General features: G+C 73.3%; 20 protein-coding genes, 1 pseudogene and 1 riboswitch. Of the genes and pseudogenes, 9 read left to right on the top strand and 12 right to left on the bottom strand.

Annotated elements, in window-relative coordinates:
• A pseudogene (locus AB0637_RS22130) lies at positions 1-126 on the top strand (sugar ABC transporter ATP-binding protein); the annotation flags it as partial.
• Between the two features lie 80 nt (positions 127-206).
• Here AB0637_RS22130 and AB0637_RS22125 read toward each other — a convergent pair.
• The 6 genes from AB0637_RS22125 to AB0637_RS22100 all read right to left on the bottom strand — a co-directional run bounded on the left by AB0637_RS22125 (position 207) and on the right by AB0637_RS22100 (position 8,067).
• On the bottom strand, positions 207-1,265 hold the full coding sequence (locus AB0637_RS22125; protein WP_366174855.1) for a substrate-binding domain-containing protein: 1,059 nt from the start codon (positions 1,263-1,265) through the stop codon (positions 207-209).
• 70 nt (positions 1,266-1,335) lie between these two features.
• Positions 1,336-2,922 (bottom strand): methyl-accepting chemotaxis protein, encoded by a 1,587-nt coding sequence (locus AB0637_RS22120; RefSeq protein WP_366174854.1) that lies wholly within the window; start codon positions 2,920-2,922, stop codon positions 1,336-1,338.
• 130 nt (positions 2,923-3,052) lie between these two features.
• On the bottom strand, positions 3,053-4,957 hold the full coding sequence (locus tag AB0637_RS22115; protein WP_366174853.1) for a GGDEF domain-containing protein: 1,905 nt from the start codon (positions 4,955-4,957) through the stop codon (positions 3,053-3,055).
• 79 nt (positions 4,958-5,036) lie between these two features.
• A complete protein-coding gene (locus tag AB0637_RS22110; protein ID WP_366174852.1) occupies positions 5,037-5,822 on the bottom strand; it encodes a TIM barrel protein in 786 nt (261 codons plus the stop codon).
• Between the two features lie 47 nt (positions 5,823-5,869).
• Entirely contained in the window at positions 5,870-6,868 is a 999-nt protein-coding gene (locus AB0637_RS22105; RefSeq protein WP_366174851.1) for a sugar phosphate isomerase/epimerase, read from the bottom strand.
• A complete protein-coding gene (locus AB0637_RS22100; protein WP_366174850.1) occupies positions 6,865-8,067 on the bottom strand; it encodes a Gfo/Idh/MocA family oxidoreductase in 1,203 nt (400 codons plus the stop codon). Before AB0637_RS22100 ends, AB0637_RS22105 begins: the two co-directional genes overlap by 4 nt.
• Before the next feature lie 128 nt (positions 8,068-8,195).
• On the opposite strand from AB0637_RS22100, the gene AB0637_RS22095 reads away from it, so the two are divergent.
• Both AB0637_RS22095 and AB0637_RS22090 read left to right on the top strand, forming a co-directional pair.
• Positions 8,196-9,239 (top strand): LacI family DNA-binding transcriptional regulator, encoded by a 1,044-nt coding sequence (locus AB0637_RS22095; RefSeq protein ID WP_366174849.1) that lies wholly within the window; start codon positions 8,196-8,198, stop codon positions 9,237-9,239.
• A gap of 25 nt (positions 9,240-9,264) precedes the next feature.
• The gene (locus tag AB0637_RS22090) at positions 9,265-9,651 is read left to right on the top strand and encodes a tautomerase family protein (protein WP_366174848.1); all 387 of its coding nucleotides are present in this window, start codon (positions 9,265-9,267) and stop codon (positions 9,649-9,651) included.
• Here the strand turns inward: AB0637_RS22090 and AB0637_RS22085 are convergent.
• The 5 genes from AB0637_RS22085 to AB0637_RS22065 all read right to left on the bottom strand — a co-directional run bounded on the left by AB0637_RS22085 (position 9,635) and on the right by AB0637_RS22065 (position 14,895).
• On the bottom strand, positions 9,635-10,867 hold the full coding sequence (locus AB0637_RS22085; protein WP_366174847.1) for an ADP-dependent glucokinase/phosphofructokinase: 1,233 nt from the start codon (positions 10,865-10,867) through the stop codon (positions 9,635-9,637). The genes AB0637_RS22090 and AB0637_RS22085 overlap by 17 nt on opposite strands.
• Positions 10,867-11,730, bottom strand: a complete 864-nt coding sequence (locus AB0637_RS22080) for a ketose-bisphosphate aldolase (protein ID WP_366174846.1) — start codon at positions 11,728-11,730, stop codon at positions 10,867-10,869. The genes AB0637_RS22085 and AB0637_RS22080 overlap by 1 nt, the downstream gene beginning before the upstream one ends.
• A 29-nt stretch (positions 11,731-11,759) precedes the next feature.
• Positions 11,760-12,605: a carbohydrate ABC transporter permease gene (locus AB0637_RS22075; RefSeq protein ID WP_366174845.1), complete on the bottom strand. Its 846-nt coding sequence runs from the start codon at positions 12,603-12,605 to the stop codon at positions 11,760-11,762.
• Positions 12,602-13,534 (bottom strand): sugar ABC transporter permease, encoded by a 933-nt coding sequence (locus tag AB0637_RS22070; protein ID WP_366174844.1) that lies wholly within the window; start codon positions 13,532-13,534, stop codon positions 12,602-12,604. The genes AB0637_RS22075 and AB0637_RS22070 overlap by 4 nt, the downstream gene beginning before the upstream one ends.
• A gap of 80 nt (positions 13,535-13,614) precedes the next feature.
• A complete protein-coding gene (locus AB0637_RS22065) occupies positions 13,615-14,895 on the bottom strand; it encodes a sugar ABC transporter substrate-binding protein (protein WP_366174843.1) in 1,281 nt (426 codons plus the stop codon).
• Between the two features lie 245 nt (positions 14,896-15,140).
• Between AB0637_RS22065 and AB0637_RS22060 the strand changes: the two genes are divergently transcribed.
• The 3 genes from AB0637_RS22060 (at position 15,141) to AB0637_RS22050 (ending at position 18,864) form a co-directional block, all read left to right on the top strand.
• Entirely contained in the window at positions 15,141-15,959 is an 819-nt protein-coding gene (locus tag AB0637_RS22060; protein ID WP_366174842.1) for a DeoR/GlpR family DNA-binding transcription regulator, read from the top strand.
• Positions 15,960-16,163: 204 nt separating this feature from the next.
• Positions 16,164-16,274, top strand: a riboswitch (glycine riboswitch).
• Positions 16,275-16,311: 37 nt separating this feature from the next.
• Entirely contained in the window at positions 16,312-17,436 is a 1,125-nt protein-coding gene (gene gcvT, locus AB0637_RS22055; RefSeq protein ID WP_366174841.1) for a glycine cleavage system aminomethyltransferase GcvT, read from the top strand.
• A gap of 30 nt (positions 17,437-17,466) precedes the next feature.
• Positions 17,467-18,864, top strand: coding sequence for an L-serine ammonia-lyase (locus AB0637_RS22050; RefSeq protein WP_366174857.1), 1,398 nt, complete (start codon positions 17,467-17,469; stop codon positions 18,862-18,864).
• Here the strand turns inward: AB0637_RS22050 and AB0637_RS22045 are convergent.
• Entirely contained in the window at positions 18,845-19,735 is an 891-nt protein-coding gene (locus AB0637_RS22045; RefSeq protein WP_366174840.1) for a LysR family transcriptional regulator, read from the bottom strand. The two genes, AB0637_RS22050 and AB0637_RS22045, sit on opposite strands and share 20 nt — an antisense overlap.
• 86 nt (positions 19,736-19,821) lie before the next feature.
• Here AB0637_RS22045 and AB0637_RS22040 point away from each other — a divergent pair, with 86 nt between their 5' ends.
• Genes AB0637_RS22040 through AB0637_RS22030 form a run of 3 tightly spaced genes read left to right on the top strand, consistent with a single transcriptional unit; the run spans position 19,822 to position 21,850 of the window.
• Positions 19,822-21,105, top strand: coding sequence for an MFS transporter (locus AB0637_RS22040; RefSeq protein ID WP_366174839.1), 1,284 nt, complete (start codon positions 19,822-19,824; stop codon positions 21,103-21,105).
• Between the two features lie 4 nt (positions 21,106-21,109).
• Positions 21,110-21,496 carry a sterol carrier family protein gene (locus AB0637_RS22035; protein WP_366174838.1) on the top strand — a complete coding sequence of 129 codons (387 nt, stop codon included), beginning with the start codon at positions 21,110-21,112 and terminating at the stop codon, positions 21,494-21,496.
• An 18-nt stretch (positions 21,497-21,514) separates the two neighbouring features.
• On the top strand, positions 21,515-21,850 hold the full coding sequence (locus tag AB0637_RS22030) for a hypothetical protein (protein WP_366174837.1): 336 nt from the start codon (positions 21,515-21,517) through the stop codon (positions 21,848-21,850).
• Positions 21,851-21,854: the final 4 nt, after the last annotated feature.

The following is a 21,854-nucleotide window of genomic DNA, read 5'->3' as shown; positions in this document are numbered from 1 at the left end:
ATCCATGTGCAGCGGTTGGGTCGTCGGGCGGCGGTGATCACTCCGCAGTCGCACACGATGGGTGAGGGTGTGGCCATCATGACCGGCGCCGTCACGCTGCCGGCCGAGGAGCACGCGGTCGCCTGACCTCCGACCTCTGAACTCCGCACCGCTGACCGGTGGTGCCCTGCGGGGCGCCACCGGTCAGGAGTTCCCGGAGGTGGTCCTCAGCCGCCCCAGCAGTGGTCGGCCGCCCAGGTGGAGTCCTTGCTGTAGAGGCCGTTCACCGGCTTGTCGGTGACGAGCTGGGATCCGGTGTCGAAGAACTCCAGACCGGCCGTGGCCTTCGGCACGTCACCGGTCAGGGAGTGGTCCAGGACGGCGTCCAGACCCAGTCGCGCCATGCGCAGCGGGTACTGCATGGCGGTCGCACCGATGTGCCCGGCCTTGACGGCGTCGATGCCCGCGCAGCCCCCGTCGATCGACACGATGACGGTGTCCTTCGCCCGGCCGGCCGCCTCCAGCGCTTCGTAGGCGCCGATCGCCGATCCCTCGTTGATGGTGTAGACGAGGTTGATCGAGGAGTCCTTGGCCAGGAGTTCCTCCATGGCCTTCTTGCCACCCTCGGCGTCGCCGCCCGTGAGGGCGTGCCCCACGATCCGCGGGTCGGCCTCGTCGCCGATGACACCCGCGTCGGCCAGGTCGATGCCGAAACCCTTGAGGAAACCCTGGTCGCGGGCGACGTCGACGGGCACCTGCTCCTTGGACAGGTCGAGCATCGCGATGCGCGCCGTCGCCGGGTCCAGCTGCGCCTTCGCCCACTGGCCGATCGAGACCCCGGCGGAGAAGTTGTCCGTCGCGAAGGTCGTGTCCACCGCGCTGGCCGGGTCCGTGGGGGAGTCCAGGGCCACGACGAGCAGGCCCTTGGAGCGCGCGGCCGCGATCGCGGGCAGCACGTCCTTGCCCGAGGGCGTGATGAGGATGCCGCTGGCGCCGGCGTCGACGAGTTCGCCGATCGCCGCGATCTGCGTCGCCGTGTCGTCGTCCGCCTTGCCCGAGTAGGACGTGACCTGCACGCCCAGCGCACGGCCCTCCTGCTCGGCCCCGGCCCGCAGCGCCTTGAAGTACGCGTTGTCCTCGGTCTTGGTGATGAGCCCCACGAGCGCCCGCGGGCGGTCCGGTGCCTGGGCGGCGGACGTTCCGCCGCAGGAGGTGAGTCCTGCGAGCAGGGCGGCGCACGCGGCCGCTCCCGCGGTGAGGCGCAGGAGTGCGGGTCGGCTGGTCATGGCGGTGTTCCCTCCGGGAGAGCGCACGGGCAGGGGGCGGCGGTGGGGTGGGGTGCGCACGGTGCGCTCGTCAGTACGTGAACTGGGCCAGCGAGGCCTGCGCCGCCGAGGTCGACTCGGCGAGCTTGTCGGCCGCGGCGCTGGTGACGTCGGACGCCTCGGTCGTGCGGTCGGTCGACCCCTTGACCGCGACGATGGCGCGGGAGATGTCCTCCGCGGTGGAACTGACCTCCGAGACCGACCGCGCCAGTTCCCGCGTCGTCGCGGCCTGCTCCTCCACGGCGGACGAGATCGTCGTCTGCTTGGCGTGGATCTCCTCGATGATCCCGCTGATCGTCCCGATGTGGGCGACCGCCTCGGCGGTGGTGTGCTGGATCGCGGTGATCTTGGCGGTGATGTCGTCGGTGGCGCGGGAGGTCTCCCCGGCCAGTTCCTTCACCTCGCCGGCGACCACCGCGAAGCTCTTCCCGGCCTCGCCGGCGCGGGCGGCCTCGATGGTCGCGTTGAGCGCCAGCAGGTTGGTCTGGGCCGCGATGGCGGTGATGGTCTGGATGATCTGACCGATCTCCGCACTGGCGGTGTGCAGGTCGGCCACGGCGGACGAGGCCTGCGAGACCGCCTCCACCGCGTGCGAGGCGACCTCCGAGACCGACACCGTCTGCGAGGAGATCTCCTGGATCGAGGCCGTCATCTCCTCCGTCGCCGCGCTCATCGTCGCCGCGGACACCGCCACCTGCTGGGCCGAGGAGGAGACCTCCGCGGTCTGGGCGGCGGCACCGTGGGACGTGGTCGCCAGCGTGCCCGAGATGGCCTGCATCTCCTGCGACGCCGCCACGGCCGCGACGGTGGAGTCGGCCACGGTGGAGATCGTCTGCCGCAGGCTCGCCAGCGTGGCGGCCAGGGAGCGGCCCATCGTGGCGATCTCGTCGGTGCCCTCGGCGTCCACCGGGACGCTCAGGTCGCGCTGCGCGACCAGGTCCATCGTGCTCACCATGCTGTTGATGCGGCGCATGATCGAGCGGAACACGGCCAGCGCGACCACCAGCAGCACGAGCAGTCCGAGACCGGCTCCGGCCAGGCCCAGCACCCGGCCGTGCTCCTGACCGCTGGACGCCTCGGCGCGCGCGGCGCGGTCCTGCTCGGCGATGAGGTCGGTGACGACCTTCTGCTCCAGGGAGATCGAGGCCGCGGAGGCCGCCATCTGGCCGAGCATGGCCTGGCCCAGCTGGCTGCCGGCCCCGACGGTCGGCAGGATCGCGACCTGCTCCTGGGCGTCGGCGAGGTAGGCGGAGTAGTCCTCGTGGAGGGAGGCCACCGCGGCCCGGGTCTGGGTCGGCAGGGCCTTCTGGTCGAACGTCGTCCAGCCTTCCTCGGCGGACTGCTTGGCGGCTGCGAAGGACGCGGTCGCCGGGGCGGCCGCCTCCGGCGAACCCGCCAGGAGGGCGTCGCGCAGGGCGACCTGCACGTCGCCGATGTGGCTGCCCAGCACGAGCATCTCGCGGTTGGACGTGGCGAGGGCGATGGCCCGGTCGTTGCCGGCCTGGACCACCTGGGCCGTGTGCAGGCTCCATCCGGTCAGGCCGACGATGACCACACCGCCCGAGGCTCCGAGCATCAGCAGCTTGGTGCGGATGGACACTCGGCCCAGAGCGCTCATCGGTCCTCGTCTCGTTGTCGTCGGCCGCGGCGGCGGCGTCGACGGGTGGTGGTGGGAGGGACGGTTCTCCTCTCAGCATCGACCGTTCCCAGCGGCCCTTGAGGACCGCGTGGAGGCGAGGTGAAAGGACTCAGCAGCTCGAGCTGCGGCTGTCCACGACGACTCCGGCCGGCTCGTCCCACCCCTCGGGGCGGTCCCCGTCCCACACGCGGACGACCCCGCGACCGGCCCGCTTCGCCCGGTAGACGGCGGCGTCGGCGTGCTCGAGCAGACCGGCGGCGTCGACGGCGGCCCGGGACCCGACGGCCACGCCGATGCTCGCGCCCACCTGCACGAGCGGTGAGCCCGGCGTGCGGCGCAGGGCGATGGGACTGCTCACCGTGGCGACCAGACGGCGGGCGAGTTCCTCGAGGAGGTCGCTGTCGGAGACCTCGTCGACGATCACGACGAACTCGTCGCCCCCGAGGCGCCCGACGACGTCGCCGGCGCGCAGGGCGTCCTGCATGCGGTGGGCGACGGCCTGCAGCACCTGGTCGCCCGCCGCGTGCCCGTGGGTGTCGTTCACGGCCTTGAAGTGGTCGAGGTCGACGAAGAACACACCGACCCGCCCGTCCGCCGGCCCGCCTTGCACCGGGTCCTCGTCCCGTTCGAGCGCCGCCGCGAGCAGGTGCAGCACCCGGGCCCGGTTCGCCAGCCCCGTGAGGGGGTCGTGGGTCGCCGCGTGCTCCAGGTGCTCCTGCAGGTCGCGGCGGGCGGCGAACGCGGACACGAGCTGGGTCACCGAGGAGTGCACGAGTTCGCCGAGGGGACCTTCGAGGGGTTCCAGGGTCACGTCGTGGTCCAGGTCCCCGGCCGCGATGGCGTCGGCCTGCAGGCGCACCCGGCGCAGCCCCTCCACGGCCGTCGCCAGACCGCGGGCGACGGCCCGGACCTCGCGCGGTCCGGACTCCGGGACGTCGACGAGGACCCCGGCCAGGAGGCTCTCGGACTGTCCCGAGACGGCCCGCAGCGGCCGCTCGATCCTGCGGTGGACCACCACCGTCGCGACGGTGGTCACGGCCCCGATCCCGAGGGCGACCACGAGCGTCCAGACCAGCCGCCGCTGCGCGTCGTGCGCCTTGCGCGCGGTCGCGACGGTGACCGACCGGGCTGCGGCCGTGGTGGTCTGGGTGGAGTACCAGCCGCGTTCGGACCCGCCGATGGCCGCGATGGTGAAGTCGCCGAGGGCCGGTCTCGTGCCGTCGAGGGCGCCCGCGGCGAGCATGTCCTCCACGTGGCGGGAGGCGAGGGTGGTGTCGGCGCGCGCCCACAGGCTCATGAGCGAGGTGTCGTTCAGCGACGTCCCGAGCTTGTCGTTGCGCGCCGCGTACAGGCCCCAGGCCGCGACGAACGACGGGCGGACGTCCGGGACCGTGAGCTGCTCGAGGTACAACCGGGAGGCGGCGTCGAAGGCGGCGGCGACCTGCGACAACTGCTCGAGGTCGTCGAGGGACTCCTGCGCCGCGGGGTCCAGGCCGAGTCCCTGGCTGCGCGTCAGTTCGCGCTGCATCAACTGGTCGACGTCGCCGAGCAGCGTCGCGTAGGAGGAGTACCCGGCGTTGACGTCGCGGGCGACGGCCGCCCGCGCCGCGCTGACCCGTGCGCCGAGCTCGGCCCCGTCGACGTCGGTTCCGCCGGCCGTCGACAGCGCCCAGAGGGCGTCGTTGGTCCGGTCGTGGGCGCGCGCGGCCATGGCCTGCAGCGTGCTGCGGGGAACCGCCGCCGCCTGCTCGTCGGTGAGCCCGAACTTGAGGTAGACCCGCGGCTGGTCGAGGGCGGCGTTCCCGGCGGCGGGGGCGATCTCCCCGGACACCGCCGACCGGAACTGCTCGACGGCCAGCGCGACGCTGACGGCGCGGGTCGCGGCGTGCGCGTCGTCGGCGACGTCCTTCTCGTCGGCCACGAGCAGGCCCGTCGCGACGGACCCGGCCAGCAGTGGCGTGACCACCAGCACGGCCAGGTACGAGCGCAGCGCGCGACCGCGTCCCCGAGGCATGACTGCCTCATCGACACGCCCGGCGCCCGGACTGAGGGGGGTCGGTCACGCGACCCACGTTCGGCTCAACCGGCCGGTCTCAGGACAGCAGCTCCCGGACGATCCCGCGCTGGACCTCCAGACCCCGCCACTCGTCGTCGTCCGCCGCGTCGTAGACGAGGCAGAACGGGCCGGTGTACCCGTTCTCCAGGACCGTGGACACGCTGCGGCGGTAGTCGTCGGCGTCGATGCCGCCGTCCGGGCCGTCCCAGTGGGCCTTGGCGTGGCAGGTCTCGGCGTACCGGGTGACGGCCGCGAGGTCGGCGTACTTGTCCGGGCCCGTCCAGTTCCCGAGGTCCACGAGCAGGCCGACGGCCCCGTCGAGGGGGTCGAGGACCGCGGCGACGTCGGCCGCGTCGGCCGTGACCCCGAACCAGTTCTCGGTGACGACCCGCACGTCCCCGGCGCGAGCGGCGATGCGGCCCAGCGCGGCCGAGCTGTCCCGGTGCGCCGTGTCCGTGCGGGTCTTGCCGGCGACGACCCGCACCCGCCGGGCGCCGAGGACCTCGGCGTCGCGCACCCACTCCGAGATCCACGCCTCGTGCCGCGCGCCGTCCTGCGGGTGGGTCAGGTCGCCGTCGTCGACGAGGAGGGCGTCGAGCTGGACCCCGGCCGCGGCGAGGGCCGAGCGCAGTTCCCCGAGGTACCCGGCGTCGCGGTGGGGCAGGTGGAAGTGGCACAGCTGCACCGTGCGGTACCCGCGGGCCCGCAACTGCTCGGGCAGGTCGAGCAGCGGCATCCGCTTGAGGGTGCGGTCCAGCGACCAGGCGTGGACCGCGTCGGCCCGTCCGGTGGCGGGGACCGCGGGGGCGTCGTCGACCGTCATGCGCCCAGCATGCGCCCCCCGGTCCCCGCCCCCGTCCGGAGACCCCGTCAGACGCCCGCCACGCGGGCGGCCTCCAGCAGGACACCCGCGGCGACCTCGAGGCCCTCGACCCGGCCGAGGGAGACGTCCTCGTGCTCGACGTTGCAGACCATGTCGGGGTCCACCTCGTGCAGGGCGCGGAGGAACTCCGCCCAGAACGCGACGTCGTGGCCCTTGCCGAGCGCGACGAAGTCCCACGCGGAGTCCTTCGGCCACTCGTTGACCCACTCGTCGCCACCGAGGTTCGTGCGGTCCTCCGACGGGTCCAGCCGACGGAACCGGTTGTCCAGCACACCGTGGACGGCGGCGGCGGGGTTGATCCGGACGTCCTTGGCGGCCGCGTGGAGCACCAGCGGGCCCAGGTCGCGCACGACGGCCACCGGGTCCATCTGCTGCCAGAACAGGTGCGAGGCGTCGAGTTCGACACCGAGGTGGGTGGCTCCGGTGCGCTCGAGGAGTTCCCGCGTGCTCGCCGGGTTGAAGACGATGTTCTGCGGGTGCAGCTCCAGGGCGACCTTGACGTCGTGGTCGCGGGCCAGCGCGTCGACCTCGGTCCAGAACGGGACCGCCACCGACCACTGGTGGTCGAGGACGTCGAGGTCGCGCGAGTTCCACGCGTTGACCACCCAGGTCGGCCGGGTCGCCCCGGGCTCGGCGCCGGGGAGACCGGACATCGTCACGACGCGGTGCTCGCCGAGGCGGTGGGCCAGCCGGATCGAGCGGCGGACGTCCTCGGCGTGCCGGTCCCCGATGACCGGGTCCGGGTGCAGGGGGTTGCCGTTGCAGTTCAGTCCCGCGAGCGAGACCCCGGTGCCCTCGAAGATCCCGAGGAAGTCGTCGCGCGCGGTGTCGCTGACGAGGACGTCGTCGAAGGTGGGGATGTGCACGGGCGGGAGGAACCCGCCGGAGTTCAGTTCGATCCCCGTCAGACCGAGGTCGGCGACCACCGTCAGCGCCTCGGGCAGCGGACGGTCGTGCAGGACCGCGTCGTACACGCCGAGCTTCACCAGAGGGTTCCTTCCCAGGCGGAGGCGACGGCGTCGAGGACGCGCAGGTTGTGCAGGCCGTGGGCCAGTGGGGGGACGACGGGCAGGTCGCCGAGCGGGGTTCCGACGCCCCCGGCGACCTCGTCGAGGAACGCCCGGCACTGGAACGTGAAGAAGTCGCTCTGGCCGTGCCCGACGCTGGGGAAGTCCATGGGCAGGCCGCCGGCCACGTAGGGGTGGGCCGGGCCGACGAGCACCTGCCGGTACCCGTTCAGGCCGCCGGGTGCGCTGTGGTCGGCGATGGTGAACTCACCCGTCCGGTTGAGGTCGAACGCGACGGCCCCCTTCTCGCAGAACACCTCGAACCCCAGGCCGTTGGGCAGCCCGTGCGCGACGCGGGAGGCCGAGAACGTGCCGGTGGCGCCGCCCTCGAACCGGGCGGTGAAGGTCACGAGGTCCTCGTTCCCGACGTCCTCGAACTCGTCGCCGACGGCCGCCAGGGCGTGCCCGACGACGGCGCCGAGGGGGACCGGCCGGCGGGCGTGGACGCGGGACATGACCGTCCCGTGCACCGAGGCGAGCGGGCCGGCGAGGAACTCGCCGAGGTCGACGAGGTGGCTGCCGACGTCGGCGAGCACCCCCGACCCGGGTGCACCGCGGTAGCGCCAGCTCATGGGTGCCTGCGGGTCGGCCCCGTAGTCGCACCAGTAGTGCAGGTTCACGTGCTGCACGGCGCCGAGGTGGCCCCCGGCGAGGTGCGCCTGCACGGCGGCGACCGCGGGGGAGCGGCGGTACGTGAACCCGACGGCGGCGACCTGGTCGGGGTGCGCGGCGGCCGCGGCCACCATGGCCTCGGCGTCGGCGACCGAGGGGGCCAGGGGCTTCTCGCACAGCACGTGCTTGCCGGCGGCGAGCAAGCCCTCGACGACCTCGCGGTGCAGGCGGTTCGCGACGACGACGCTGACGGCGTCGACGTCGTCGGCTTCCGCGACGGCCTGCCAGGACGTCTCGGCCCGGTCGTAGCCGTAGCGGGTGGCCGCGGCGTGCGCGAACGGGGCGTGCGCGTCGGCGACGGCCACGAGGCGGACGGGGGGCAGGCCCTCGCCGTACGGGCCGCCGGACAGTGTCGTGGCGGCGCGGTACCCGGCGAGGTGGGCGCGGCCGGCCATGCCGGCACCGATGACGGCGACGCCCAGGGGACGCGTGCGGGGAGAGGACACGGGGAGCCTTCCGGGAGCGGGGGCGCGCACCGTCGTCGGTGCGCGAAAGGGCTTTCAAACCGGTTTGAAAGACATCGACTAGAATCGGTTCGACACGTTCCGGTGTCAAGCCGTCCGAGGAGGAACCCGTGCCGCAGCTCCCGTCGGGCCGCCCGACCATCAGCGACGTGGCGGCCCGCGCCGGCATCTCCAAGGGGATGGTGTCGCTCGCGCTGCGCGGTGCCCCGGGGCCGAGCGCGGAGACGACCGCGCGCGTGCTGCGGGCCGCCGAGGAGCTGGGCTACCGACCGGACCGGGCGGCCAGTTCGCTCGCCCTGCGCCGCACCCGCCTGCTGGGCGTGACGATGACCGTGCGCAACGCGTTCCACGCCGAACTCGTCGAGGAGCTGCAGTCGGCGGCCGAGGACGCCGGGTACGACCTCGTCCTGGCGCCGGTGACGCGGACCCGCGGGGAGCGGGCGGCGGTCGAGACGTTGCTGGACTCCCGCTGCGAGGCGCTGCTGCTGCTCGGGCCGGAGGCCGCGACGGAGGAGCTGCGCGGGTGGGACGCGCGGACGCCGACGGTGGTCTTCGGTTGTCGTCCGCGGACGGGGCCCGACGGCGGGGCGGGTGGGGGACCGGACGTGGTGCGGGCCTCGGAGGCGGTGGGCCTGCGCCTCGTCGTGGAGCACCTCGCGGCGCTGGGGCACCGCGAGCTCGTCCACGTCTCCGGGGGGTCGGGGGACATCGCGGCCGACCGCCGTGCCGCCTTCGAGGCCGCGGCGGCGGAGCGCGGGGTGGGCGCCCGCACCGTCGAGGCGGGTTTCGACGAGGAGGCCGGCGTCCTGGCGACGCAGCGACTGCTCACCGCCCAGGGGCCGCCCACGGCCGTCGTGGCGGCCAACGACCGCGTCGCCCTCGGCGTCCTCGACACGCTGCTCCGGGCCGGTGTCCAGGTGCCGCAGCAGGTCTCGGTGACCGGTTACGACGACAGCCAGCTCGCGCGGCTCGGGCACGTGCGGTTGACATCGGTGGGGCAGGACCCGGCCGGGCAGGCGCGGGCCGCCGTGCGGCTCGCCCTCGAACGGCTCGAGGACGTCGAGCACGCGGGCGGGCGGGACGTCCTGGTCGAACCCCACCTCGTCGTCCGGGACACGACCGCGCCACCACGCGGTGAATTCATGTCACAATGACAGGACAAACTATGAGGAGGTTGACGTGCCCCTGCTCCGCTTCGACGTCGTCGCCGGCCGGTCCCCGGCGCAGTTGCGTGCCCTGCTCGACGCCGCCCACGCGGCCGTCGTCGAGGCGTTCGAGGTCCCGGTCGGTGACCGCTACCAGGTCGTGCACCAGCACCCGGCCGGTGAGCTCGTCGTCCACGACACCGGTCTGGGCATCGAGCGCACCGACGGTGTCGTCCTGCTGCAGGTGACGAGCCGGGCCCGGCCGCAGGAGCAGAAGGTGGAGTTCCACCGCCTGCTCGTCCGCAACCTCGAGGCGGTGGGCACGGCCGGCAGCGACGTCGTCGTCTCCATCGTCGAGAACGGCGACGCCGACTGGTCCTTCGGCCACGGCCGCGCCCAGTTCCTCACCGGCGAGCTGTAGGCACCTCCAGCTCCGCCAGGGCGGCCACCACCCCGCCGACGAACGTGTCGCCCAGGCCGATGGTCGTCGGCGCCACGGTGGGCACCCGGTGGGCGGGTCGGCAGGAGACGTCCTCGCCCAGGGCCTGCACGGCGGCGGCGAACCGCGCGCCCTCGGCCTGCAGGGGCCAGCCCTCGACGTCGCGGAGGTGGGACGGCTGCAGGGCGTCGCCGAACGCGCAGCGCGCCGCCGCGAGGGTGGTGCCACCCGCCAGCACCGCCTCCCGGCGTCGGCTCGGGCCCCCGACCGCCAGCGCCCAGTGCCGGGTGTGGACGACGAGCGAGGGGGCGCCCACGTCGGCGTGCAGCCGCCGGGCCGCGGCCAGGACGTCGACGGGGTCGAGGAGGTCGACGGTGCGGCCCAGGTGCTCCTGCAGCTCGTCCTCGTTGCCGGACCAGAGGTCCACGTGCGGTCCGAGGACCTCGCGCACCCGGTCGGAGAACCCCCGGACGTGGAACGCCGAGTGCTCGTAGACCACGACGGAACCGTCGGCCCGGCGGGTGAGGTGGCGCAGCACGTCGGCCAGCCGGCGTTCGAGCAGGTCCGGGTCCTGCAGGGAGTTGAAACCCGACAGCAGGACCACCCGTGCCCGGGCCACCGCGTCGCCGAAGGCCTCGGCGATGCGCAGCTCCCGGTTCGGCGCGTCGTTGGTGAAGATGACGCGGTCGGGGCGCGGAGCGGTCACGGGACCGTCGAGCGCCTGCACCGTCGCCCCGCCCGGGAACTGCACGATGACGTGCGGGTCCAGCGTGTCCTCCTGTGCGCTCGACACCGTCGCGACGTCGTCGGGCAGGAGGCGCCGGAACTGCTCGTTGGTGCTGACGAGGTGGACCGTGGACGGGCGCCCGAGCGCGCGCAGGGCCAGCGCGGCCCGGACGTTGGTGCCGCCGATCGTGGTGACGCGGGCGAACCGCGACGCGAACCGGAGCAGCACCTCCGGGGAGGCGGCGAAGTGCTCGCCGCCCGTCCCCTCCCGCAGGTGCAGGAGCAGGGCGCGCAGGAGGTCGGCCTCGGTCTCCAGCGGGCCCGGGCCCGCGCCGTCGCCGACGGACACGCCCTGCTCGTGCAGCAGCCCGGAGACCACCCGGTCGTCCCAGACGAGTTCGTGGTCGACCGTGTTCCCCAGTCCCAGCAGGACCTCGGCCGGGTGGGGAGCTGGTCGTGGGGCTGCGGACATCAGTAGAGGGAGGCCTTCCCGGCCGCCTCGAACAGGTGGATCTTCTGGGCGGCGACGACCTTCATCGCCGCCAGCGCGGGCGGCTGGACGACGTTGGGTTCGCGCACCTGCTCGTCCGCCTCGAGGACCCCCCGCACCGCGCGGTGGTAGGCGACCTTGATGTCGGAGGAGATGTTGATCTTGTTGATGCCCAGCGTGACCGAACGTCCGATCTCGTCGTCGGGGTTGTTCGACCCGCCGTGCAGGACGAGGGGCAGCGGCGCGGCCTCCTTGATCTCCGCGAGCAGGTCGAGCTTCAGCTCCGGTTTCAGCGACGACGGGTACAGGCCGTGCCGGGTGCCGATGGCGATGGCGAGGCTGTCGACGCCGGTCTCGGCGACGAACCGCGCCGCCTCGGCCGGCTTCGTGTAGATGATGTCGTCGCTGCCGGCCTCGGCGTACCCGTCGGTCTTGCCGATCGTCCCCAGTTCGCCCTCGACGGACAGGCCGACCGCGTGCGCGGCCTCGACGACCCTGCGCACGACGGCCGCGTTCTCCTCGAAGGGGAGCATCGACGCGTCGATCATCACCGAGGTGAAGCCGCACTGGATCGCCAGCAGGGCCTGCTCGTAGGAGGCGCCGTGGTCGAGGTGGATCGTCACCGGGACCTTCGCCCTCTCGGCGACCCTCACGATCGACGGCATCGCGTCGGTGGTGATGTGCCGGAGTTCGTCCGGGTGGATCGCGACGATGAGCGGTGAGTCCTCCTCCTCGCTGACGGCGATGATCCCGAGGAGCATCGCCCAGTCGCTGATGTTGAAGGCCGGCACCGCGAAGTCGTGGGAGTTCGCGACGGACAGCAGGTCGTTGCCGTTGATGAGCACGTGTGGTTTCTCCTGATCGGTGGGTGGGGTCAGCTCTTGACGGCACCGGAGGTGAGTCCTCCGATGAACCATCGTTGGAAGAGGAGGAAGAGGACGAGGACCGGGAGGATCCCCAGGAGGCTCATCGCCATGAGTTCGGACCAGTTCTGCGTGGTCTGGCCGAGCAGCAGCTGGATGCCGATGGGCAGCGTCCGCCTGTCCGTGGTCTGGGTCAGCGTCAGCGCGAAGAGGTACTCGTTCCAGGCGATCATGAACGTGTAGACCCCCACGGAGACGATCCCGGGCAGGGCGATCGGCACGAGGATCCTGAACAGGGCCGTGAGCGGCCCGGCGCCGTCGACCTTCACGGCCTCGTCGAGCTCCCGCGGCAACGTGTCGAAGTAGCTCGTCATCATGATGACCGCGTAGGGGACGGTGAAGACCGTGTACGTCAGGATCAGGCCGAGGTAGGAGTTGTACAGGCCGAGGGCCACGATGAGGCTGAAGTAGGGGATGATGAGGGTGATCGGCGGAACCGCCTGGACCCCGATGATGACCGTGGTCACCAGCCCCTTGCCCCGGAACTCGTACCGGCTGAAGGCGTAGGCCGCGAGCACGGCGACGACGAGGGTCACGAGGGTCACCGAGAGGGCGACGAGGTAGCTGTTGAGGAAGAACCGCAGCTTGGTCGGGTCTGACAGGACGGCCGTGTAGGCGTCGAGGGAGAACCCCTTCGTGATGATCCTCGGCGGGTAGGCGAAGACCTCGGTGTTGGTCTTGAACGAGCTGATGAGCATCCAGGCCACGGGGAAGCCCGCGACGGCCGCCGCCACCGTCAGCGCGGCGAGGACACCGGCCCGCTGGACGCGGGTGCGTTGCGCGGTCGTCGTGGTCATGCGTCGGCCCTCCGCTGGTGGCGCACGTAGAAGACGGCGACGACGAGGCTGAACAGGAGCACCAGGACGGCGGAAGCGGACGCCTCGACGAGGTCGTAGTCCCCGAAGGCCAGCTTGTACGTGAAGGTGGACAGCATCTCGGTGACGCCGAGGGGGCCGCCCCCCGTCGTCAGCCAGATGAGCGCGAACTGCTGCGTCGTCCACAGCAGGTCGAGGATGGCCATCGAGACGATGATGGGCCGCAGTTGCGGGAGCGTGACGCTCCAGAACCGTTGCCAGGGGCCCGCCCCGTCGACGGTCGCCGCCTCGTGCAGTTCCGCCGGGACACCCTGCAGGCCGGCGAGCAGGCTGAGCATGAAGAACGGGTAGCCCGCCCAGATGTTCATGACCGTCACCGCGAAGAGGGCGGTGGACGGGTCGCCGAACCACTGGACGGTGTCGTGGATGAGGCCGATGCTCTCCAGCCCGTAGTTGACGACGCCGGTGGGCGCGAGGATCAACCGCCAGAGGACGGCGATCACCGCCGCGGTGAAGAGCCAGGGCAGGATGAGGACGGTGCGGAAGATCCCCGCGGTGGTCCGGCCGATGAGCGGACTGTTGAGCAGGAGTGCGAAGCAGAGCCCCATCACCAGGTGCACCGCGACGCTGGCGCCGGCGAAGACGACGGTGTTGAGGGTGGCGGGCCAGAAGGTCGGGTCCGTGAGGACCTGCGAGAAGTTGGTGAGACCGGCGAACTCGCCGCCGGGTCGTGTGACCACCTGCGAGGACAGGCTGTTCGCGACGACGATCACGAGGGGGAGGATCATCAGCACGAGCAGCAGGACCGCCGTCGGCGTGATGAGGGCGTAGGGGAGCAGGCTGCGTCGCGGTCTGCGCTCGCCGCTCGCGCGGTGGGCCACGCGGACCGCGGTGGCGTGCGCGTTCGCCATGGCGGACTCCTTCGTCGGGTCTGGTGGGAGGAGAGGGGTGCGACCCGGTGCGGGCCGCACCCTGGGCGGCGTCCGGTCCGCTAGAACTTCTCCTTCCACTCCGCCTGGGTGGCGGCGAGGGCCTGCTCGACGCTCTGGTCCCCGGCGAGGGCCTTCTGGAAGTTGGTGTCGAAGTCGCGCATCAGCTCCTCCGACGTCGGCAGGCCGACGAACTCGTTCACCGGGGTGCTCTTCCCGTAGATCTCGAACGCCTGCTGGTACAGCGGGTCGGCGCCGGTGAAGTCCGGAGCGGACTCCTTGTTCCCGGGGAAGGCGTTCGCGAGCGTCGACAGCTTGGAGTTCACGTCCTTGCTCATGAGGTACTGGACGAACTCGAAGGCCTCCTTCTTGTGGTCGGAGCTGTTCGAGACGCCCAGGCCCCAGGCCGCGTAGGGGATCCCCGGCTTGCCGGAGAACCCGTCGGTCGTGGGGATGGCGGCCACGGTGAACTTCAGGTTCGGCGCGGCCTGCTTGATCGTGTCGATGTGCGACAGCGAGTCGATCATCATGCCGACCCGGCCGTTGGTGAACTCCGTCACCTTGTCGGTCTCCTGCAGCGTCAGGGCGCCCGGGGTCACGTCACCCGCGTCGTAGAGGCTCTTGACGAAGTTCGCGGCCGACGTGACCTGCGCGTTGGTGACGTCCGGTTGACCGTCCTTGAGCATGCTGCCGCCGGAGGCCCAGGCCCACGACATGAGGTCGTTCTGGATGCCGTTCGGGTTCTGCGTCGAGAGCGGGATGACCCAGCCCTTCGTCTGGCCGCCCAGGGCGGTGACCTTGCTCGCCGCCGCGGAGAACTGCGAACGCGTCGTGGGCACCGCGCTCACCCCGGCCTTCGCGAGCAGGTCCGTGTTCACGAAGAGCGGGTAGACGAAGTTGACGGCCGGGATCATGTAGGTGGAGCCGTCCTCCTTCACCTGGGCCGCCAGCTGGGAGTCGTCGTAGCCGCTCTCCTTCATCAGGTCGGTGAGGTTCGCGAGGGCGCCCTGCTTCTTCAGGTCGCTGACCCAGGCGCCGTCGAGACCGACCACGTCCGAGAGCGTCCCGGCCGCGGCGTTGGTGAACGTCTGGTCCTGGACGCTGGCGTACGGACCGCTGACGAGCTGCACGTCGATGTTCGAGTGCGTCTTCTCGAAGTCGTCGACCAGACCCTGCAGAGCGCCCTTGGGCAGTTCCGGGTCCCACCACTGCGAGAACTTCAGGGTGACCTTGCCGTCACCGCCACCGCTGCTGCCCGACCCGCAGCCGGTGAGCGCCACCGTCGCGGTCAGTGCGACGACCGCCGCCGTGACCCTCCAACGCCGTCGAGCTCCGTTGCCCACGTCGATCTCCTCGTCGTCGAGTGAAGATGCTGGTACCTGCAGGTTCATGCCGTTCTCTGCTGGTTGTTGGGACGGTAGAGCGGCTCGCTGCGGTCCGTCAAGGCCCTCGGGAACCCTGCGTTGGGCCTGGGTGGCCAGCGGTTTCCTCAGAGGGGCTCTGAGCTGCGGCGATGCGGCCGTGCCCGCTTGTGCGGGAACGTGCGGTATCGGCCTGCAACTTCGTGCCGTCGTGCTAGAACTGCGGCATGTCGACGGGACCCAGCGACGAGGCCACGCGGCGCCAACTGCCCGCGGGCCGCAAGGCCGAGCTCGCCGCCTACGTCGCCGACGTCGGGGAGGCCTCGGTCGCCGCGCTCGCCGACCGCTTCAACGTCTCGGTCGACACGATCCGCCGGGACCTCGACGCCCTCGACGCCGAGGGGCACCTCATCCGCACCCACGGGGGAGCCGTCGGGGTCAGCGCAGCCCCGCGGCCGGAGTTCGAGCTGGACACCCGGATGCGCATGCAGGCGGACGCCAAGGACGCGATCGGAGCGGTCGCCGCGAGCCTGGTGACCGACGGCATGGTCCTCATGATGAACGCGGGCACCACGACCCTGGCCATCGCCCGCCACCTGCGCGACAAGCGCCAGCTCACCATCGCCACGAACAGCCTGCGCCTGCCCGCGGTCCTGTCACCGGACGTGGTCCGGGACCTCTACGTGTTCGGCGGGGCGGTCCGCTTCACGGCCCAGGAGACCGTCGGCCCGGTGGTCCTGCCCGTCGGTGGGCCGGGTCCGGACCTGCGCGTCCAGGCGGACCTGACCTTCGTGGGCGTCGGCTCCGTCACCGCGGACGGCGGCTACTGGACGAGCAACCTCGCCGACGCCGGGATGATGCGGGCGATGATGGACCACTCCGCCACGGTGGCCGTGGTCGCCGACGCCACGAAGTTCGAGCGGCGGCTCTTCGCGCAGGTCGGGGACCTGGCCGCGGCCGACTACCTCATCACCGACACGCCGCCGGGTCCCCCGCTGGCGGGGGCCCTCGCGGAGGCGGGGGTCACGGTGCTCACCCCCGGGTGACGGGTTCGCGCCGGACGGACGCCCCGGACCGCCCGTTGGGCCGGTACCCGGTGCCGCAACAGCCGTCGGGGTGCCGGGTGTGCCACGCTGTCCGGGACAACTGAACACTCGGCCGCTCCGCCCCGGCGGGAGAGCCCCGTCGTCCGCGGCGGGCACCGAAGGAGCAACCACCCCGGAACCTCTCAGGTCCACGTACCGCCACGGGCAGGCCGCTCTGGAAAGCAGGACCGCACGGTCCTCACCGACGGGGAAAGCCGTTGCCGCGCAGTGCGGTGCACCGGCGAAGCTCTCAGGTCCCACGACAGAGGGGGTCAGCTCGGCCGCTCCGTGCGGCCGTGACGAGAGGAGCCCCGTGAGCACCACCAGCCCCGCGCCCGCCGAGACCCCCCTGGCGGCGGCCCACGCCGACCTCGGCGCCTCCTTCACCGACTTCGCCGGCTGGTCCATGCCGGTGCGCTACGCCTCCGACCTCGCCGAGCACGCCGCCGTCCGGTCCACCGCGGGGCTCTTCGACCTCTCGCACATGGGGGAGGTCCGCGTCAGCGGCCCCGAGGCCGGTCGGGCCCTCGACGCCGCCCTCGTGGGCCGCCCCTCGACGATGGCCGTCGGTCGCGCCGCCTACGGGATGGTCGTCGACCACGACGGCGGCATCGTCGACGACCTCGTCACCTACCGGCTCGGCGAGGAGGAGTTCCTCGTCGTCGCCAACGCCGCGAACGTCGAACCCGTGGTCGTGGCCCTGGCCGACCGCGCGCGCCCCTTCGACGCCGTCGTCGCCGACGAGACCGCTCGCTGGGGCCTGGTCGCCGTCCAGGGGCCGGCGTCCGTCGCGATCGTGACCCCCCTGCTCGACCCCGCGTCCGGGGTGGACCTCGCGACGTTGCGCTACTACCGGTCGGTGACCGCCGTGCTCGCCGGGGTCGAGGTCCTGCTGGCCCGCACCGGGTACACGGGCGAGGACGGGTTCGAGGTGTTCGTGCCCGTCGAGCGGACCCGCGAGGTGTGGGACGCCCTGCTCGACGCCACGCGCGCGCACGGCGGGGTCCCGGCCGGCCTGGCCTGCCGCGACACCCTGCGGCTCGAAGCGGGGATGCCCCTGTACGGGCACGAGCTGAGCCGGGACGTCGACCCCTTCGCCGCCGGTCTCGGCCGGGTCGTCGTGCTCGACAAGGAGCCCGGCACGGTCGGCCTGGAGGCCCTGCAGCGCCTCGCCGCGCAGCCGCCCGCCCGCGTCCTCGTCGGCCTGCGCGGAGAGGGCCGTCGCGCCCCCCGCGCGGGGTACGCGGTCGTCGCGGGCGGTCAGCCGGTCGGGGAGGTCACCAGCGGGGCGCTGTCCCCGACCCTGGGCCACCCCGTCGCGATGGCCCACGTCGACGCCGCGCTGGCCGAACCCGGCACCCGCCTCGGCGTCGACGTGCGGGGCACGGAGCTGCCCGTCGAGGTCGTCACCCTGCCCTTCTACCGCCGGGAGCGCTGACCCGTGAGCACCCCGCTGTCGGTCTTCGACATGTTCTCGATCGGCATCGGCCCGTCGAGCTCGCACACCGTCGGCCCCATGCGGGCGGCGCTCGCGTTCGCCGAGCACCTCGAGGCCACCGGGGTGCTGCCCCGCGTCGCGTCGGTGACGGTCGACCTGCACGGGTCGCTGGGTGCGACGGGTCGCGGGCACGGCAGCGACCGCGCCGTCGTGCTGGGCCTGCTGGGGGAACGGCCCGAGCTCGTCGACCCGGACGCCGTCGAGGGGCGACTGGCCTCCGTGCGGGCCGCCGGGACGCTGCCGCTGCTGGGCCGGCACGAGGTCCCCTTCGACCTCGACGCCGACGTCCGCCTCGTCGTGCGCTCACTGCCGGCCCACCCCAACGGCATGGTGTTCACCGCCCGGGACGCCGACGGTGACGTCGTCGCCGAGCGCACGTCGTACTCCGTCGGCGGGGGTTTCGTCCGGGACCACCCCCTGGAACCCGACGCCCCCGTGGTGGGGACGGGGGAGGGGCTTCCGCACCCGTTCTGCACCGGCGCCGAACTCCTCGAGCACTGCCGCAGCACCGGGCTGGGTGTTGCGGACCTGGTGCGCCGCAACGAGGAGAGCCTGCGCCCGGGCGCCGAGGTCGACGCCGGGCTGCTGACGATCTTCGCGGCGATGGCGGCGTGCGTCGACCACGGCCTCGTCACCGACGGCGTCCTGCCCGGCGGGCTCGGCGTCCGTCGCCGTGCGCCGCGCCTGCACGCCCAGCTCCTGGCCGAGGAGGGGAACTCCGCGCAGGACGCCCTGCACGCGATGGACTGGGTGAGCCTGTTCGCCCTCGCCGTCAACGAGGAGAACGCCGCCGGCGGCCGCGTCGTGACGGCACCCACCAACGGTGCGGCGGGGATCGTCCCGGCCGTCCTGCACTTCTACCGCCGCTTCGTGCCCGGGGCCGACGACGCCGGGACCGTCCGGTTCCTGCTCGCGGCCGGCGGCATCGGCATCGTGCTGAAGGAGACCGGGTCGATCTCGGGGGCCGAGGTCGGCTGCCAGGGGGAGGTCGGGTCGGCCAGCGCCATGGCCGCGGCCGGGCTCGCCGCCGTCCTCGGCGCGACGCCCGAGCAGGTCGAGAACGCCGCCGAGATCGCCGTCGAGCACCACCTCGGCCTCACGTGCGACCCCGTCGGCGGGCTCGTGCAGATCCCCTGCATCGAGCGCAACGCCGTCGGGGCGACGACCGCGATCCACGCGGCCCGCACCGCCCTGCGCGGCGACGGCGAGCACGTCGTCAGCCTCGACACGGCCATCGCCACCATGCGCCAGACGGGCGCGCACATGCGCTCGGAGTACAAGGAGACGTCGCTGGGCGGTCTCGCGCTGACCGTCGTGGGGCGGGGGGCGCCCGCCGTCACCGTCGGGGTCAACGTCCCCGAGTGCTGAGCCGCACCTCCTCGACGAAGGCGTCGACGGCGCGCCGCACCGGCCGGTCCGGGGTGGCGCGCCGCGTCGCGAGCGAAAGGGTCCAGGGCGGCGGAGGTTCCTGCAGGGGCAGCTCCCGCACGCCCGGCGGCACGGGCACGGTCCCGGGCACGAACGCCATCCCGAGGCCCGCCGCGACGTACGCGCCGTAGGTCGAGACGTCCGGCACCTCCACCGCGACCGTCCGCCGGGCCCCCACGCGGTCGAAGGCCGCGTCCACGAGCAGCCGGTTGCCGAAGCCCGGCGGTCCGTCGACCCAGCGCTCACCGGCGAGGTCGGCCAGGGCGACGGGTCCGGTGGTGGGGTGCGCCGCCGGCACGAGCAGCCGGAACGGGGTCCGCAGCAGCGGGCGCAGCTCGACCGTCCCGGGTGGCCGGAACGGCCACGACAGGAACGCCACGTCGAGCTCGCCCTCGACGAGGGCGCGCAGCAGCCCCCGGGAACCGTCGGCGACCACCCGCAGGGACACCGACACGCGGGGGTGGGCCGTCGTGAAGGTGCTCAGCAGCGACGGCAGGTCCACGGGGTGCATCGTCGTGACGACCCCCACGGCCAGCGGTCCGGACGGACCGGCGTCGGCCTCCCGCACGGCAGCCCGGGCCTGTTCGGCGCCCGCCAGCAGCCGCCGCGCCTCCGGCAGCAGCGCACGGCCGGCGTCGGTGAGGACGGCGCGGCGCGAGGTGCGCGTGAAGAGCGCGACCCCGAGGTCGTCCTCCAGCCCGCGCACGACCGTGCTGACGGTCGACTGCGCCGACCCCAGCCGGCGGGCGGCCGCGCTGATCGTGCCCGTCTCGACGACGGCGAGGAACGTCTCGAGCTGCGCCAGGTCCACGGTCCTCCCATCGGTTCCGCCGATGGATGGTCCCACCGCCCACCGATGGAACGGAAGGGCCGGGACCGCCGGGCGTTGCAGCCGCCGTGACCACCCCGAGCACCACGACCACCCCGACGGGTCCCCGCCACAGCCTCGCCGGCCCCTCGCCGCGGCGTCACCGCGTGGGGTTCGCCGTCGTCGCGGCGGCCTTCGCCACGGCGATGGCGTTCGCGACCGTGCCCACCCCGCTGTGGGCGCTCTACCGCGCCCGCGACGGACTGCCCACCGTCGTCGTGACGGTCGCCTTCGCGGTCTACGCGGCCGGTGTCGCGATCAGCCTCTTCACCGTGGGGCACCTGTCCGACCACCTCGGACGGCGCCGTGTCCTCGTCCCCGCCCTCGCGCTCGAGGCCCTCGCCGCCCTCCTCCTCGTCCTGACCCCCGACGTCGTGGTCCTCGTCGTGGCCCGTGTCCTCACGGGGCTGGCCGTCGGGGCGATCACGCCGACCGCGACCGCCTGGCTGGCCGAGCTGCACGGCCGGACCACCTCCAGCCGGCCCGGGACCGCCGCCGTCGTCGCGACCGCCGCGAACCTCGGCGGCCTCGGCCTCGGCTCCCTGCTCGCGGGGTTCCTCGTCGGCCACCTCGGCGACCCGCTGCGCGTCCCGCACCTGCTCTTCCTCGGCCTGCTCCTCGTCCTGGTGCTCGCCGTGCGGGCCGTCCCCGAGACCGTGGCCGACGACGTCCGCGCCGAGCACCGGCCCTACCGCGTGCAGCGCGTGGCCGTCCCGGCCGCGGCCCGCGGCCGCTACCTCGCCGCCGCCCTCGCCTCCTTCGCGCTCTTCGCCGTGCTCGGCCTGTTCAGCTCCCTGGCCCCCTCCGTCCTGTCCTCCCTCGGGCACGCCGGTCCCGTCCCCGGCGGCTCCACGGCGTTCGCCGTCTTCGCGGCCGCCGCGGCCAGCCAGGTCCTGCTGACCCGGCTGCACCCCGACCACCTCGTCCGGCTCGGGCTCGTCCTGACGTCGGTCGGCGTCGTCGTGCTGGGCACCGGGGTCCTGGCCGCCTCCGTCGCGCTCTTCGTCGGCGGCGGTGTCGTGGCCGGCGCCGGTGTCGGCGCACTCCTCAAGGGCGCGCTCGCGACGGCCGTCGGGCTGGCCCCGGCCGGGTCCCGCGGGGAGGCCACGGCCGGGGTGTTCCTCGCCGGCTACCTCGGGATGGCCGTCCCGGCGCTCGCCGTCGGGGTCAGCTCGACCGCCGGGGTCGCGTTCACCGTCTCGGTGCCCGTCCTGGCCGGTGTCGTGCTGCTGCTGCTCGCCACGGTGGCCGTCGCGCTGCGGGCCACGGGGCCGGTGGGGAGCGGGCACGGCGAGCACCAGGTGCGAGCATGACCCGGTGCCACCGCGTCGACGCACCGATCCCACCGCGGGCCTGAGCGCCGTCCGGGAGGTGAGCGGCGTCCTGGCCGAGGGCGGGACGCCCGCGCGCCCCGTCCTGGCCACGGCCGTCCGGTACTGCCTGGAGGAGCTCGCGGCCCGCTACCCCGGCGGCAGCGTCGAGGTCCGGGTGCCCCCGTTCGCCGCCGTGCAGGTCATCGAGGGCCCCCGGCACACCCGCGGCACCCCGCCCGCCGTCGTCGAGATGGACGGGCCCACGTGGATCGGGCTGGCCACCGGGACCGTGACCTTCGAGGCGGCCCGCGCGGCCGGCCGGGTGCAGGCCAGCGGCCAGCGCACGGACCTGGGGGAGCTGCTGCCCCTCGTGCCGCCGGGAACGGCCTGAGCCCGTAGCGTTCTCCCCGTGAGCGAACCCGCGCAGGACCCGACCTCCGAGGCTCCCGAACTCCAGGAGGAGCGCGAGGGGACGGCGTTCGTGCAGGTCACGCGCCGTCGGGCCCCCCGGTTCCGGTCGTTCGCGCTGACCGGTCTGCTCCTGGCGTTCGTCGTGTCCGGGGCCATCGCGATCACCACGCCGCCCTCGGACGGGTACTCCCAGCAGGCCCTCTTCGGGTACCTGTTCTGCTCCCTCGGACTGGTCTTCGTCCTGCTCGGCGCCCTCGTCGCGGTCCTCGCCGACCGGCGCACCGGGACCCGGCCCGAACCCCGTCGGCGGAGCCGCAAGCGCTCCGGGGTGTGACACA

Source organism: Kineococcus sp. NPDC059986 (genome assembly GCF_040702905.1).
GTDB lineage: Bacteria > Actinomycetota > Actinomycetes > Actinomycetales > Kineococcaceae > Kineococcus.
The sequence above is the reverse complement of the archived record's forward strand: the minus strand, read 5'-3'. Positions and strand labels throughout refer to the sequence as shown.